The organism is Paenibacillus sp. ACRRY, from assembly GCF_022346995.1.
Taxonomy (GTDB): Bacteria; Bacillota; Bacilli; order Paenibacillales; family Paenibacillaceae; genus Paenibacillus.
In genome coordinates this window covers 140,271-156,123 of record NZ_JAKRNM010000001.1, presented here as the reverse complement: position 1 = coordinate 156,123, position 15,853 = coordinate 140,271, and the positions used below count along the sequence as shown (strand labels likewise).

The following is a 15,853-nucleotide window of genomic DNA, read 5'->3' as shown; positions in this document are numbered from 1 at the left end:
TCAACTTACAAATCCTGACTTGTTTCTGAAAAAATCAAGCAAACATGATATAATGACTAAATTATTTTCATTTTGCAATAAGGAGTTCACGATGACACATACCAAATCACAAATTTTGTCGGTTATTGATCAATATGCTTCCCGTTTTAAGGAGATTTCATCATACATTGGTGCCAATCCCGAACTCGGGAACGAGGAATATCTCGCTTCTGCCCGCTTAAAGGAAGAACTGGTATTTCACGGTTTCGAAGTTGAAGCTCCCGTACTTGGACTGGATACGGCTTTTATCGGCACCTACGCTGCTGCCAAAACCGGACCAACCATAGCGCTGTTGTGTGAATACGACGCACTTCCCGAGATTGGTCACGCTTGTGGCCATCATCTGATCTGTATGATGAGCTTGGGTGCTGCTGTCGGTCTAAAGTCCATTCTGGATGAAGTTGGAGGAACGCTAAAAGTCTTCGGCACACCTGCGGAGGAAACTCGTGGCGCCAAAGTTCCAATGGCTGAAGCAGGTCTATTTGATGATTGTGATATCGCACTGATGGCCCACCCTTACTATGCTTATGAGAAATCAGGCAGTTCTCTGGCCATTGATGCTGTGCAATTTGAATTCCACGGAAAATCCTCTCACGCCGCGGCCAGTCCGCATGAAGGAATCAACGCTCTTGATGCCGTCATCCAAACATTTAACGGTATTAATGCATTCCGCCAGCAAGTGAGAAGTACTGTCCGGATCCATGGTGTTATTAATAGCGGTGGTCAAGCTGCCAACATCATTCCAGACTATGCTTCAGCCCAATTTTACGTACGCGCCGCAACCAGAAAAGAGCTTAATACACTAACGCAGCGTGTCATACAGATTGCCGAGGGTTCTGCGCTCCAAACAGGCTGTCGTCTTGTGACTTCCAATTATGAAACGTCATATGATGAGATGGTAACCAATGAATCCTTATCTGCAGCGTTCAGTGAAAACCTCATGGAACTCGGTATTCCACAAGAGGAAATTGTTAGCGGGGATGATCATGGCTCCATGGATATCGGTAACGTATCCTTACGCTGTCCCGCAATTCATCCTTACATTCGGGTCGTTGATGAGGTTCACACCCTTCATTCCATCGAATTCCGCGATCTGGCATTACAGGAACGGGCACTGGATGGCATGATCTTGGGTGCAAAAGCACTTGCCACAACAGCTTATGATGTGCTATCGAAGCCTGAGCTGCTGCAAACGATTCGAACAGAGTTTGAACAGGCCCGACGATAATATAAGTTTAGAGTTATATAGGGACAACCAAAGAGGTGTTCTCTACAGATTGGATGGATATCACCCGGTCTGCAGAAAACACCTCTTTTCTTTATTTTGCATACGTATATTCAGGCCTAACCTGGAGATGCTTGTGAAATGAAAACGATGAAAACAATGAAAAATTTACTAATTATGTAAACCTTTCTTGATTCATTTGCTGTCTAGCTTGGTTATGTAATGCTATAACTCATCTTGATACAGGAGGTGCTGTCATGCTGCTCGAAGCGATGTATCACGTTCCCCGTGATAAGTGGGCCTACGCCTACAACACGTCTACGATTCATCTGCGTGTACGTACGAAGAGAGATGATGTAGACTATGTGACTGCACTGACCGGTGATAAATATGATTGGGACGGAACCTACAGGGAAATCCAACTGGAAAAAGCTGCTTCTGACAGCATGTTCGACTACTGGGAGGCTGCGGTTAAACCTAAATTCAAGCGACTTACCTATATTTTTCGTGTCACGGCAGGTCATGAAAGTGTATTCCTGGCCGACAATGGGATTCACCGTGAACCTCCCTTCCCTACGGGAGGATATTACGAATTTTCGTACATTCATGAAATTGATGTGTTCAAGGTTCCCGAATGGGCCAAAGAAGCTGTGTTTTACCAAATTATGACCGAACGATTTGCCAACGGTAATCCTGCTCTTAATCCGGAAGGAATTCACCACTGGGGTGGAACGCCCGAGCTGGATAATTACTTTGGCGGAGATCTGCAAGGCGTCCTCGATCATCTAGATGATCTAACCAAACTCGGCGTCAATGCCATATATTTTACCCCTCTATTTCAAGCCAACTCCTACCATAAATATGACACCATTGATTATAAAAAAGTTGATCCGCATTTTGGAGATAATGATCTGCTCAAAAAAGTCGCAGAGGAATGCCACTTGCGTGGTATCCGCGTCATGCTTGACGCCGTTTTTAATCACTGCAGCGAAGATTTCCCGCCTTTTCAGGATGTGCTGAGAAATGGAAAACAATCCAAATATGTGGACTGGTTTCATATCAATGAATTCCCTGTCCGCTTTAAGGATGGCATACCCACCTATGATACCTTCGGTTTCTATGGCAATATGCCGAAATTTAACACAGCCAATCCGGAAGTGAAAGAGTATCTACTCGATGTCGCCGAATACTGGATTAAGGAAATCAAGCTCGACGGATGGAGACTGGATGTTGCCAACGAAGTGGATAACCACTTCTGGCGAGATTTCCGCAAAGTAGTTAAGACTGCGAACCCGGAAGCCTATATTGTGGGCGAGGTTTGGAGTGATTCCCTGACCTGGCTGATGGGTGACCAGTTCGATTCCGTTATGAACTACCCTTTTGCCGACAAAGTCCTGGAGTTCTTCTGCGGTTCCATGGATGGTTACAATTTTGCAAATGAGATGGGGTCACTCATTATGCGGTATCCCCAACAAACCAACGAAGTGATCTTCAATATGTTATGCAGTCATGATACACCTCGCCTGCTCTCCCGATGCGGTGAAGACAAACGGAGATTAAAACTGTCCGTTGTGTTCCTGTTTACCTACATCGGTACGCCGTGTATCTTCTACGGAGATGAAGTGGGCATCAGCGGTGAAGGAGATCCCGATTGCCGTAAATGTATGGAATGGGACCCTGCCAAGCAAGATCGGGAACTCTATGACTTCTACCGGCTGATGATTGATCTGCGCAAAAGCAATGAGGCACTTCGCAAAGGCCGCTTCCGCTTCCTGAAAGCGGATCAGAGCGATCCTTGTATCGTATACGAGCGAATGGATGACCAGCTTCACTTTACCGTCTGGATGAATAACACACCAGATGCACGCACTTTATCCCACCCCATGGAAACCAGGGACTGGAGAGATGCTCTAACCGAAGATCCCGTTATTCCCACAGATGGCATCATGAATATTAAGCTTGATCCTTACGGTTATCGAATTTTATACAGACAACTGGATCCTTCATAAAGGAATCTCCTAATTCATCAGATCAATGCTCCAGTTCTTCAATCTGGTGTTTAGGAGGTTTTTTTATGTTAACTTTCTAAACTTTTGTCCCCTTAATATTACCGTTGGCATCGACAGTGACTCTCCAGCGGGTGGAATTGGGACCCGTCAGTACAAGGTCGTTCACCAGTTGATATACGAAACCATTATTATCCTTAACGATATCAATAACGACGTTCTTTCCATTCGAAAAAGCGCTGGACCCGTACAAATATCGACCAGTAGCACTGGGTGATACCAGTAACACATTATCTTTGATGATGTTATTTTCCACAACCCGATTGGCATTATCAAAATGAACTGCCCACCAATTACCATCATAGTTCATGCGATTACCCGTTATAACACTGTTTGATCCACGGATTTTCAATGATGTTCCTTTACCCGAAATTGAATTGCTTGTAAATGTCACATGATCATTAATACTGACCATCCGGTCAGGATTGCTCGTGACAAAACCAGGCTGAATGATATTGTTAGCGGCGACTACACCATTGCTTAAGTCCATTGCGATGCCTGCTTTGGCAATATAATTGCCCTTGATGATGATGTTACCGTCTGCGATGATCCCCCAATGATTGCCATTAGGAATCACAATATTATCGGAGATGATGCCAATATCCATGCCTTCAATCCCATTATTGGTCCTTGCCTCAATCGCTGCTGTTGAACTCGACCTCAAAATCGTATCAATATAATTGCCCTGAATCACAAAAATATGGTTGCTCACATCATTGGGGTTGAATTGGGAAGGGAGAAAGGAGACAGAAACTACAGAACTGTTTCGAATATTACGGAAGAAGTTTGAAGTGACGAATGCACCTGTAAACCCGATAAGCCCTACACCAAAAGCCGTCCCGATTACACTGTTATCATGGATATGCAGACTCCTGGCCCCTGTCTCGCCGCCTTCATTGTTACATGTAATACCTCCACCTACTTTGGGCACATTAGAACCTTGTTGGCCTGCTGTGAACGTAGTATAGTCTGCATCGGTGGACAGTACGGGTGTATGAAGATAGTTGTTCGTAATAAATACGTTCCAGGTTGCTTTAATGAGAATCCCATCACCCAAATATCGGTAGCAATCATTTTGGCTAATCATGACAAAGGCCAGATTGGTCCTCACTGCAATTGGCTCTTCACCCAAGTGGTGAAGCTTGTTGTTTCTAATGATAACATTTCTTGAAGGATTCTCCTGGCTGGTTGAACCATTCACGCCAATGCCGTCCGTAAATTTACTGATATCATTATTCTGCAATATGACGTTGCTGGAGTTCTCTACGTAAATGCCTGTTCTTCCTTTCGCCCAGCCAGCCTGAGTTGTACGCATTAAAGTTAGACCACTTACTTCGATATGGTTGCTGTTCTCGAAGCGTAAACCCTGGTCTGAAACTTCCAATATGGCTCCAGGATGAGCTCTGATGGTTACTGCTTTTCCATTAAACGTATAAAACCATCCCGATTTTATGACTTTGTAGTGTCCTGGCGTGAATAGTAATATGTCACCTTCTTGCGCCGAGTCAAAAAAAGCTTTGATCTGTGCGGATTGATCCGTTCCATCACCCGGAGCAAAATTTCTAACGTCAATGATATTTCCAGGTATAGAAGATTCAACCGCAGCAATATTCCCCAAAATTTGACCAAACATTGCATTCATCTTCAGAGGATCAAATGTTTCGTTTCCACCCCATGCCTCCAAATTCGGATTATAAGCGGAGGTGAAATTAATATGATTGGCCATTTTACCAACTCACTTTCATCCAGTTTTCAACCACATTCATGTCATCCTTTCTCTACAGGGCATTCCAACATGGCTCCGGATCTGCAAAAAAAGCCACAGTACGATATACTGCGGCTCCGTGGTTTAATCATTAGTTTGTATTCTCAATAGTAATGTTACGATAAATGTCCATGTATTCGTCAGCCGAAACATCCCAGCTGTAATCCCCGTTCATGCCATTTTTCACGATCTTCTTCCAGTGGTCGGGTTCGCGATACAACTTCTCTGCACGACGGATCGTGTTCATCATGTCATGTGCGTTAAAGCTGGTAAACGAGAAGCCGTTCCCTTCACCGTTGAACTCATTGTATGCCTGCACGGTATCGTTAAGACCACCCGTTTCACGGACAAGCGGCACACTGCCATATCGGAGTGCTAACAGCTGACTTATGCCACATGGTTCAAACTTGGAAGGCATGAGAAATATATCACTTCCTGCATAGAAACGACGGGATAATCCATCGTTGAACTTGATTTGGGCTGACATTTTCAGTGGGTAACGATAAGACGCTTCCCGGAACCAATGCTCATAGGCAGGATCCCCAGTTCCCAATACGGCAAACTGTATATCGTCATAATACAACAGCTCATCCACTATGCGACATACCAGATCAAGCCCTTTAGAGTCGACAAGACGGGTAACCATTACCATTAATGGTGCGTCTGGACGAACAGGCAGCCCAAGCTCCTTCTGCAGCTCAATCTTGTTCTCCGTTTTCTTGGATAAGCTTGTTCTGTACTTAACTGCGATTTTATTGTCAGTCGCCGGGTTATAACTCTTGGTATCAATACCATTCACAATTCCGGTAAAACGTTCGCCAAGCGAGCTAAGCAATCCGTCTAGGCCATAACCGTAATAGGAAGTTTTCACTTCCTGTGCGTAGGTCGGGCTTACTGTTGTTACATGGTCTGAATAGACAATACCTGATTTCAGAAAATTGACATTACCATAATATTCTGCGCCGTCCATGGTGAAATATCGGTCGTCCAGTTCAAGCAGATCGCTGAATAACGAATGTGGAAATACACCTTGATACAACAGATTATGTATGGTGAATACGGTACGTATCTCACTATAGAATGGCTCATGTGCGTAATGTGCCTTCAGGAGCAGTGGAATCATTCCCGCGTGCCAGTCGTGGCTATGAAGCACATCGGGCTTGAAGTCCAGTAGCGGCAATACCTCGAGCACTGCGCGATTGAAGAAAGCAAATCTCTCCCCATCGTCCATATACCCGTAGACACCGTCACGGCCAAAATAGTACTCGTTATCGACAAAATAAATCGGAATTCCGTCATGGACGAGCATTTCAATGCCGCAGTATTGTCTACGCCAGCCGAGTGGAACATCGGTCACGATCACCGGCTTCATTGCTTCCTTATATTCATCAGGGATCCCTTTATATTTGGGTAAAATGACTCGAACATCTGCCCCAGCCTTTTTCAAGGCTTGAGGCAAAGCTCCAATAACATCAGCGAGTCCACCCGTTTTGATAAATGGATGACCCTCGGCAGCAGCGAATAAAAGTTTCACTCCTTTTTCCCCCTTTTCGATTTGGCAGTGGTCTTATTTGTATTTTTTAGTGTTTTAGGTCTGACAGAAGCGACTTCATTTGCTGTCTCATCCGTTTTCCGACGTGTATTCTTTTTTAGAATAACCACGCTTAGCGGAGGCAAAACAATTTCCAGACTGTGGGGATGGTCATGAAAAGGAATCTTTTCGGTAGCTATCTGCATATCATTCAATATACCTGATCCCCCGTAATCGGGATGATCACTGTTCAGAACTTCGGTATACATACCGGGACGCATGACACCAATCCGGTAACGCTCCCGCTTGACCGGCTGGAAGTTAACAAGCACAAGGAGTGTATCCGCAGGTTTTTTTCCTTTGCGTACATATGAAATGACACTTTGGGCATGGTCATCCGGAGTGATCCATTCATATCCGTCCAGGGAATGATCAAGCTCCCACAAAGCTTTTTCGCTCAGGTACAGCTCTGACAGGTCACGTTCAAACTTGTGGAGTTTGCGGTGACTGTCGTAATCAAGCAAGAACCAATCCAGTTCATCCTCATCTTTCCATTCAATAAACTGACCAAATTCTCCACCCATAAAGAGCAGCTTTTTGCCTGGGAAAGTCATGAAGTAACCCAAGAAAGCTCGCATGCCATCAAACTTTTGTTCGTACGATCCAGGCATTTTGTCCAGCAAGGACTTTTTGCCATGAACAACTTCGTCATGCGAAAGAGGCAGCACATAATTTTCAGAGAAGGAGTAGACCACAGGAAATGTCAGCAAATGATGCTTTGATGGACGATCGTGGAATTCGGTTTTCATATAATCCAGCGTATCGTTCATCCAACCCATGTTCCATTTATAATTGAATCCCAATCCGCCTACGTCCACAGGAGATGTGACCATCGGCCATGCACTGGACTCTTCAGCCATCATTAGTGCATAAGGATAATACTTAAAAATCGTTTCATTGAGTTGCTGCAAGAAGGCAACAGCTTCTTTATTTTCCAACCCGCCGTCTACATTGGGGCGAAATTGGCCAGAATGCTTTTCAAAGTCAAGCCTTATCATGCTGGTAACCGCGTCTACACGCAGACCATCAAAATGATACATTTCCATCCAGTACAGCGCATTGGAGATAAGGAATGAACGAACTTCCGGTTTCGAATAATCAAAACTTAGTGTGCCCCACCCTGGTTTCTCAGCAAGCAATGGATCTGCATATTCGAACAGCGGTGTGCCATCAAACAAACGCAGACCATGAGCATCTTTGGCAAAGTGTGCAGGCACCCAGTCAAGCAACACACCTATTCCAGCCTGATGAAGTGTATCCACTAAATACATTAAATCCTGAGGCCCTCCAAAACGGCTTGTTGGGGCGAAGAAACCCGTACTCTGATATCCCCAAGAAAGGTCGTAAGGGTGTTCACTGAGCGGCATCATCTCCACATGTGTGTATTTCATTTCTAATAAGTAGGGAACGAGCAGATCCGCGATCTCTCTATAACTGTATAGGGAGCCGTCTTCCTTGCGCTTCCATGTTCCGATGTGCATTTCATAAATATGTAAAGGCTTGTTATATACAGCCCTCTGTTTGCGTCTCCATGCACCATCGTTCCATTTATAGCCTTGGATCGAACTTGTAATGGAAGCTGTGCGTGGCCTAACTTCGGCGTGAAATGCATACGGGTCTGCTTTCAGCAGTTCTGTACCGTCTTCCGTTAAAATACGGAATTTGTATAATGTTCCTTCACTGATTTCCGGAAAAAAACGAGTCCAAAATCCAGAATCGGGTATCTTATATAAAGGTTCCTGTTCACCTTTCCAATCATTGCGGTCAAGAGCCAAACCTACTTCTTTGGCATTCGGTGCCCAGACGGTGAAGCGATACCCCTGACGATGATCCTCAGTCGCAGGCTGTGCGCCTAATATTCGATAACTGTGATGAAGGTTTCCTTCATGAAACAAATAGATATCCTCCGGCGAAATGGCCGGATCTGCCAATGGTTGAATGGCCAAGAGATCACCTTCTTCCCCTAGAAAATAGATATAACGTTAACCATTACCCCATTCTAGCCAAGTTGAAAAGAAAAATGACGTGTTTAAAAAAATGTTGTAATTTTACAGGAATTTTACAGTATACATCGTTTCAACAGCTCCACTTTGCGTTTATGTAAGTACTACACTGGACAAATATCTTGGGAGGGAAACGATTATGTTTAATAAAGATTGCATCGCTATGCTGTTGGCGGGAGGAGAGGGGAAAAGATTAGCCCCATTGACCTCAAGTATTGCTAAACCCGCTGTACCGTTTGGCGGGCACTACCGGATTATCGATTTTCCTCTCAGCAACTGCGTGAACTCAGGAATCGATACTGTTGGAGTATTAACGCAGTACCAAGCTGAATCTTTACACGATCACATTGGTGGAGGAGAACCATGGGGACATGGGAATTCGGACGAGGCAGGAATCTCCCTGCTTCCATCTTATCATACAGGAAATGACGAATACTTGGGAACGGCGGATGCCATTTATAAAAATATCGACTATATTGACCAACAAAACCCCGAAAATGTTCTAATTTTGTCGGGAGATCATATTTATCACATGAATTATCGCGACATGCTGGAATCCCATAAAGCGAATGAAGCTGTTGCGACCATTTCGGTTATGGAAGTTCCTTGGGATGAAGCACATCGCTTCGGTATTATGGCTGCGGATGAAAATATGCGTGTGACCGAATTTGCTGAAAAGCCGGCAGAACCAAAAAGTAACCTGGCTTCCATGGGTATTTACATGTTTAACTGGGAGTATCTGAAACGCCATCTTCTGCTGGATGCAGCTAACCCGAATTCCAGTCATGACTTTGGTAAAGATGTAATCCCTCAAATGCTAAATGAAAACAACTCTCTTTTCGTATATAACTTCGATGGTTACTGGAAAGATGTTGGTACTGTAAAAAGCTTATGGGATGCACACATGGATCTGCTGCATAATGAAGAAAACTGGAGCCTGCACAAAGAACACTGGCCGATGTTCACTCGTGACTGGAAAACTAAATTAAGTGCTCACAAAGCTCGTCATACTCGTGCTGAGCACATGTCCTCTATGGTCCATGAATCTTGTGCCATTGAAGGCCGTGCAGAGCGCTCTGTTATCTTCTGCGGGGCTGAAGTAGGAAAAGGTTCTGAAGTCAAAGACAGTGTTATTATGCCAAATGCCCGTGTGGGCAGAGGTGTGCACATCGAACGTGCCATCATTGGTGAAGGTGCCGTTATCAAGGACGGTGCCATTGTCAAAGGTACTGCTGATGAAATTGTCGTTGTAGGCCCTAATGAGGTCGTATCTGCCAAACCGGCAGTCCGTACTCAACCTGCACGTATTCTGAAAGAAGTATATGAGAAAACCGGTCGCTTGCGCGCTGGCGAACTCTCTTCATAATACACCAAAAAAGGCAAGCCATTCATGGCTCGCCTTTTTTGGTGTATTCAGGATGTGTCATTTGCAATCGTGTGCTATTCGCTTTTGCCTATTTCCGAATCCGGTTTAATGTGTTGCGCTCCGCTCTCTTGTTCCGTTTCTGAAGCGACTTCATTAGCCTGAAGCTCGGTTACAATCTCTTCTTCGGGCAAAGCGGGCAGTTCAATCGTTACTGTTGTACCCGATCCCAGTTCACTTTGCATCGTAATCGTTCCTTCATGCAGTTCCACGAGTTCTTGCGTAATGGCAAGCCCCAATCCTGTTCCACCATTCTGGTGATTCACCTGGAAGAATCGATCACGTACTTTGATGAGATGCTCTTCGCTAATCCCGATCCCGGTGTCCTGCACAGCCGCTATAATCTTCCCGTCCTCTTCTTTTACCGACAAGTAGATCCAGGAATTTTCGTGTGAGAATTTGATCGCATTATCCACGATGTTCAGGAACACCTGTTTCAAACGATTTCCATCACCATGCACGTTAAAAGCACGGGTCTCATCTGTGTCCAGCTTCAAATGGATTTGCTTTTGTTCGGCTTTGGCCCAAACGTTTAGCATCGTTTCCTGCACAATCTCACGAATGCTAACCGTACCTTTGACAAGCTTCATCTGATTTTGCTGCAGTTTGGAGAAATCCAGCATCTCTTCGACAAGCCCGATCAAGCGTTCTGTTTCTTTCGAGATGATGCTCATTCCAATACGTGTCTCGTCCGGATCATATCCGCCTGAATCCAGCGTTTCACTCCAGCCTTTAATACTGGTCAGAGGTGTTCTGAGTTCATGGGAAATGGATGATATAAAATCATCCTTGATCTGATTACTGCGGACAATCTCGTGAGCCATAAAATTCAGTGTGGATGCCAGTTCGCCAAGTTCGTGCTTATAGTTCCCTTTGACTCTGACATCCAGACGTCCTCTCGCCATCTGGGCGGATACCGCAGTAATATTATTGATGGGACGAACGATGGAGTTCGCCATACCAATGCTGATAATCAGGACAACGGCCAGAACGGCGATCCCAACGGCAACGGCAAGCAATCCCATGACAAGCAGCTTTGAGTTTACATTTTCGAGTGAAGTCAGATATCTTACAATGTACGTATTCTCCCCACCCAGATCAAGTTTGTGCGAAACGGCCATTACTTGTTCACCGGTGCCCGGTTGTCTACCTACCCACCGTCCCGTATTGCCATTCATGGCCTGCATAATATCACTTGTCTGCATTACGGCCCGATCTGACTCGAAGGCCGCAGAGCTTGCAAGCACCCGTCCGTTAAGATCAAGAATCTCGAGTTCTGTGCTGGATAGTTCCAGGTTCGTAAGTAACTTCGACAGATTACCATTATCCGCGTTATCCTCGCGGGCGATGGGCTCCAAAAAGTCTTTTGACATGGAAATATGAGAGCTAATGGTGTTATAGATACTCTCGTAATAATACCGCTGCACCGCAAGCATAAAAATAAATTCCACCAATAACAGAGCAAGCAGAACTACGAAAAAATAATGTAGTACGATCTGCCTGGTGATACCTTTTTTAATCATTGCTCCCGGCCCTTCCATTTGTAACCGTGACCCCATACAGTCTGCAGGTATTCAGGTTCGGAAGGATTATTCTCAATTTTCTGGCGTAAGCGGCGAATGTTCACATCCACAATTTTTGGATCTCCCATATATTCCTTGCCCCAGACATGATCCAGAAGCAAATCACGGCTAAGTGGTGTATTCTCTTTTTCCAGGAAGAATTGAATAAGTGAAAATTCCGTTGGAGTTAATTCAATCAATTCATTTTGTTTTTTAAATTGTTTTGAGATCAAATCAAGGGAAAACGGCCCTGATTGGAATGTGACCTTAGCTGCAGTCTCCCGATGCACATTCACTCTGCGCAGCAAGGATTGGATTCGTGCGATCAGCTCGGTCGGGCTGAATGGTTTGCTTACATGATCATCTGCTCCAACAGAAAGAGCATACACCTTGTCCTGCTCCTGAACCTTGGCCGTCAAGAAAATGATGCCCAAACGTTCATTGGTTTCACGGATGCGTCGACACACTTCAAAACCGTCAATTCCAGGTACCATAACGTCAAGAAGGGCCAGATCAATATCAGGTACAGTTTGTAAGATACGAAGCGCTTCATGCCCATCTCCTGCTTCAAGCACTTCGAACCCGTTTCTTTTTAAATTGATGACTATAAAACTGCGGATGGATTCTTCATCCTCAAGAATAAGCACTTTACTCATTTAGTTCTCCCTTTCTGTTCAGCTGAGACATATTATCAAGTAATCCTTCGTTACTATCCTGCGCATTACGTGAAGCAATCACCCGGTCGTTTGTACGGGTAATTTCTTTCCATCTCTTCCCTTTCTCCTGTTCCCACTGAGAAAGCGTGAAGTATTTAATCTCACCCACGGTTTCATCCGTATCAATCATTTTAAATCGAATATATTTTTCCTTTTCCGATTTGGTGTCAATCGTAATCTTGCCGTACCACTCCGGCTTTAGATTTAAATGAAACAAGTTGGCATCATCGCGGTACTGGAACGAAACAAATTCTTTTCCATCCTTGCCATCCCATTGATAGAAGGTATAAAACCACATGCGGGAGTCAAATACGTAATGTTCCCAGCCTTTTGGCGTTTCCTTTAGTCCAAACTCAATAATACCATCATTGTTGAAATCACCGCTTAAAATTTTGTCATCTCTATAGGTTTGATCAGGCGATTTGAAGGCATTCACCAGTTTGTTATCCTTCACATAGATAATTTGTGAGAAAGAACTGCGGTCATCCAGCTCTGCGTCCAGCACAATACCCATCTTATCTTTGGCGATTTCTCCACCAAGCGCATTGTAGATCTCTTTAACCGTATAATCGGTCTGTAGTCGATCAACTTCCTTAAAGCTGCCTTCGTCATACTGGTATAACGCTACACTTGCAAACCCACTGTTATTTAGGGCTACAATGGCAAAGTCGCTTTTTCCATCCCCATTCAGGTCCAGCGTATTACCTTGCAAATCATCAATAATAAACTGGTTATAAGGGACACCACCCAATACTTGCTCAAGTGCGCCGCCATTATATGAATACGCCGTCAGTGCTTTTTGCTCTTGCAGACTCACACCAAGAATGATATCCGGATTTCCATCGTTCGTAATATCCAACACTTTGAAGGATTGCAATTCGCTTCCCGGAACATCAAACGTCAGTTTCTTAACCCACGTATCTCCCTGTTCCTCCAGGAGCATGCCATGGATACGTACATTCTCATTGGGCGTTTCGTAAAATACGATAGCTTCACGCGTTCCATCCCCGTCGAGATCCTCAACACGAATCATGCTGGTATTGTTCATGTCTTTGGGACGAATCAGATTGCTCTCTGGCGGCTGCTCTTTCTGAACAACGTAAAACAATTTTTGTTTGTCCGTGGACAGCATGGGTTTCTTCATCAAGCCTTTGGGGTCGCTTATGACCGTACATCCGCTAAGAACGGAGCCAAGCACCATCGTCACTGCTCCACACGCTAACAGGCGCCCCCATCTTGAGTTAAACAATTTCATCACTCATTTCAATAGTCTAAATCATGTTTTTTTCTTTCTGTGTCAGTCTGCGTCCACGTATATCAAAAGCAATCTTGCCTTCCGCAAGACCCCAAATGCGAGTTGCATGTTTCTCCGCCATCTCAATCGGTAAAACGGCAATAACCGTTGCCCGTTCTTCTTCGCACAGTTTCCGCAGTGTCTCGAGAACCGTATCGGCAGTATGTGGGTCAAGTCCAATTACTGGTTCATCCGCGAGAATGACTTTAGCCCCATGGGCGAGTGCACGGGCAATCGCAACACGCTGCTTCTCACCACCGCTAAGCTTTTCTGCGGTTTGATGAGCTTTGTCCAGAAGACCAAGCCCTTCAAGGTAATCCATGGCACCCATGTAATCGTCCGAACGGACCATACCAGTCACCATTCTCCACCAAGGCGTCTGACCTGACCGACCGATCAATACGTTTTTGAGTGCTGACTTTCTAGGATATAGCTGAGGATTCTGTTCCAAGTATGCCCATTCACGCTTAATTTTCCGCTTGCCGGACCAGCCTTCTTTTAAAATTTCGACACCGTCAACCGTAAATCGGCCACCATCCCATTTCTCCATCATGGCCAGGCACTTGAGCAGCATGCTTTTTCCACTGCCGCTTGAGCCGACTACGGCGATCATTTCACCTTGTTGCATATCAAATCGTATATCCCGCAGAACCGGAACACGGTCCGCTCCAACGGATTTACTCAAATTCTCAACTCTGATCATCGCGATGTCTCCTCTTGTCCATGTTTTTCCCTACTATATAGTGTACTCGGAAATGGACATCAATTTCCATGCGAACACCAGCTTCTATTTTAACACAGAATGAGAGATTGGTTTATGCTGGAACAGGACACCTGCGGCACCAAATATCAGATAAAAACAACCAAGCAGGATAAATATGCTTCCCGGTGAAATCCAATTGATCATCTGACCACCCAGATTCGGCCCCAGAATACTGCCTATCGTAAAATGGAATGAGGCCACCACGTTCGCTGCAGGAAGAAGTGCCTTTGGTAAAATATCCGCTGCATAAGCAAGTCCGAGCGAGAAAAAGGAACCTACCAGCCCACCTGCTACCGTTAGTAACACCAGCGTCCACCAGAAGTGAGTCCCGGCCACGGGTACCAACATGAACATAACGCCACCTGCAATACCAGCAGACATTAACACTTTTTTACGTCCAAAGCGGTCACTTAGGATACCCAGAGGTAGCTGCAGGAACAATCCTCCAATTCCCACAAACGGCAGTAAAGATGAAATCTGATTGGCATCTAAACCGATCCGCAATCCGTATACCGGGAAGTTGCTGTTCATACCAGCTTCCATATAACCATAGAGAAGCGCTGGTATTAACGCATACCAGGCCCAGGCCCAGCTGCGACGGAACCGGCGTTCCGGGAGCTGACCATGCTCTGCTTTTTCCGGTTTGGTATCAGGAAGCTTCATTAATACGAGCAGGAGTACGGCCCCCATACAAACGAAAAGAACCCAGAACGGCACTGCCTCACCAAATCCGAGCAGCTTGATGCCCAAAGGCCCGATACTAAAGCCAAGTCCGTAGGACATGCCATATAGGGATATGTAACGACCTCTCTTTTCCGGTGCCGTAACGAGAAGAACCCAGAGCTGAGCAGCATAATGTAATGCACTATCGCCTATACCAACGACGAGACGAAGAATAAACCATATTTTAATATCCGGTAAATACGGAAAAAGAATCAGGGGAAACATAACAAATAGCAGTCCGCCGACAATCAGCTTTTTAAAACCCACCGCTCCGAGCAGCCGTTCAGCGACCAGAGTCATTGCAAAGGAACCTACATACAGGGCTGCTGCATTGAGGCCGTTCAATCCTGGGGATACCCCTTTTTGCTCCAGAAAGATGGATAGCACAGGAAGCAATAATCCTTGACTAATCCCTGCTACAACTATAACGATGATAAGTATGAGATAGTTGGATGTAGAATGTGATGATTTTGCGACATTGATAGATGACACGAATTTCATTCCTCCTGCGGACAACCAAAAGAAAAATCGCCATCGCTGACGACTTTCCGCATGTTATTCATATTCATATGATTAAGCGTTGCTTCACCGGTGTATTTGCCCCGGACTTGAACATTATAGTGGACAACGCCCTGCAAAACAAGCCATAATAGTACATAAGTCGCTGCGTACATTTAGATGTG

At 45.1% G+C, this 15,853-nt stretch carries 12 protein-coding genes; 4 read left to right on the top strand and 8 right to left on the bottom strand.

The window, feature by feature from the left end:
- The first annotated feature begins 91 nt into the window (after positions 1-91).
- Both MH144_RS00745 and MH144_RS00740 read left to right on the top strand, forming a co-directional pair.
- The gene (locus MH144_RS00745) at positions 92-1,267 is read left to right on the top strand and encodes a M20 family metallopeptidase (protein WP_239296471.1); all 1,176 of its coding nucleotides are present in this window, start codon (positions 92-94) and stop codon (positions 1,265-1,267) included.
- 254 nt (positions 1,268-1,521) lie between these two features.
- Entirely contained in the window at positions 1,522-3,273 is a 1,752-nt protein-coding gene (locus MH144_RS00740) for an alpha-glycosidase (RefSeq protein WP_239296469.1), read from the top strand.
- A 76-nt stretch (positions 3,274-3,349) separates the two neighbouring features.
- On the opposite strand, the gene MH144_RS00735 is transcribed toward MH144_RS00740, so the two are convergent.
- The 3 genes from MH144_RS00735 to glgB form a co-directional block, all read right to left on the bottom strand.
- Complete coding sequence (locus MH144_RS00735; protein WP_239296467.1) at positions 3,350-5,056, bottom strand: right-handed parallel beta-helix repeat-containing protein; 1,707 nt, start codon at positions 5,054-5,056, stop codon at positions 3,350-3,352.
- A 130-nt stretch (positions 5,057-5,186) separates the two neighbouring features.
- Positions 5,187-6,629 (bottom strand): glycogen synthase GlgA, encoded by a 1,443-nt coding sequence (gene glgA / locus MH144_RS00730; RefSeq protein WP_239296465.1) that lies wholly within the window; start codon positions 6,627-6,629, stop codon positions 5,187-5,189.
- Positions 6,626-8,632 (bottom strand): 1,4-alpha-glucan branching protein GlgB, encoded by a 2,007-nt coding sequence (gene glgB / locus MH144_RS00725; protein WP_239296463.1) that lies wholly within the window; start codon positions 8,630-8,632, stop codon positions 6,626-6,628. The genes glgA and glgB overlap by 4 nt, the downstream gene beginning before the upstream one ends.
- A gap of 196 nt (positions 8,633-8,828) precedes the next feature.
- On the opposite strand from glgB, the gene MH144_RS00720 reads away from it, so the two are divergent.
- On the top strand, positions 8,829-10,055 hold the full coding sequence (locus tag MH144_RS00720) for a glucose-1-phosphate adenylyltransferase (protein WP_275439925.1): 1,227 nt from the start codon (positions 8,829-8,831) through the stop codon (positions 10,053-10,055).
- Between the two features lie 74 nt (positions 10,056-10,129).
- Here MH144_RS00720 and MH144_RS00715 read toward each other — a convergent pair whose 3' ends face one another.
- The 5 genes from MH144_RS00715 to MH144_RS00695 all read right to left on the bottom strand — a co-directional run bounded on the left by MH144_RS00715 (position 10,130) and on the right by MH144_RS00695 (position 15,671).
- Positions 10,130-11,635, bottom strand: a complete 1,506-nt coding sequence (locus MH144_RS00715) for a sensor histidine kinase (RefSeq protein WP_239296461.1) — start codon at positions 11,633-11,635, stop codon at positions 10,130-10,132.
- Positions 11,632-12,330 (bottom strand): response regulator transcription factor, encoded by a 699-nt coding sequence (locus MH144_RS00710; RefSeq protein WP_095286490.1) that lies wholly within the window; start codon positions 12,328-12,330, stop codon positions 11,632-11,634. The genes MH144_RS00715 and MH144_RS00710 overlap by 4 nt, the downstream gene beginning before the upstream one ends.
- Positions 12,323-13,639: a hypothetical protein gene (locus tag MH144_RS00705; RefSeq protein ID WP_239296451.1), complete on the bottom strand. Its 1,317-nt coding sequence runs from the start codon at positions 13,637-13,639 to the stop codon at positions 12,323-12,325. Before MH144_RS00705 ends, MH144_RS00710 begins: the two co-directional genes overlap by 8 nt.
- Before the next feature lie 22 nt (positions 13,640-13,661).
- A complete protein-coding gene (locus MH144_RS00700) occupies positions 13,662-14,387 on the bottom strand; it encodes a phosphonate ABC transporter ATP-binding protein (protein ID WP_095286488.1) in 726 nt (241 codons plus the stop codon).
- A gap of 84 nt (positions 14,388-14,471) precedes the next feature.
- Complete coding sequence (locus MH144_RS00695) at positions 14,472-15,671, bottom strand: MFS transporter (RefSeq protein ID WP_239296449.1); 1,200 nt, start codon at positions 15,669-15,671, stop codon at positions 14,472-14,474.
- Here MH144_RS00695 and MH144_RS00690 point away from each other — a divergent pair.
- On the top strand, positions 15,656-15,820 hold the full coding sequence (locus MH144_RS00690; RefSeq protein ID WP_239299318.1) for a hypothetical protein: 165 nt from the start codon (positions 15,656-15,658) through the stop codon (positions 15,818-15,820). The two genes, MH144_RS00695 and MH144_RS00690, sit on opposite strands and share 16 nt — an antisense overlap.
- The last annotated feature ends 33 nt before the right edge of the window (positions 15,821-15,853 follow it).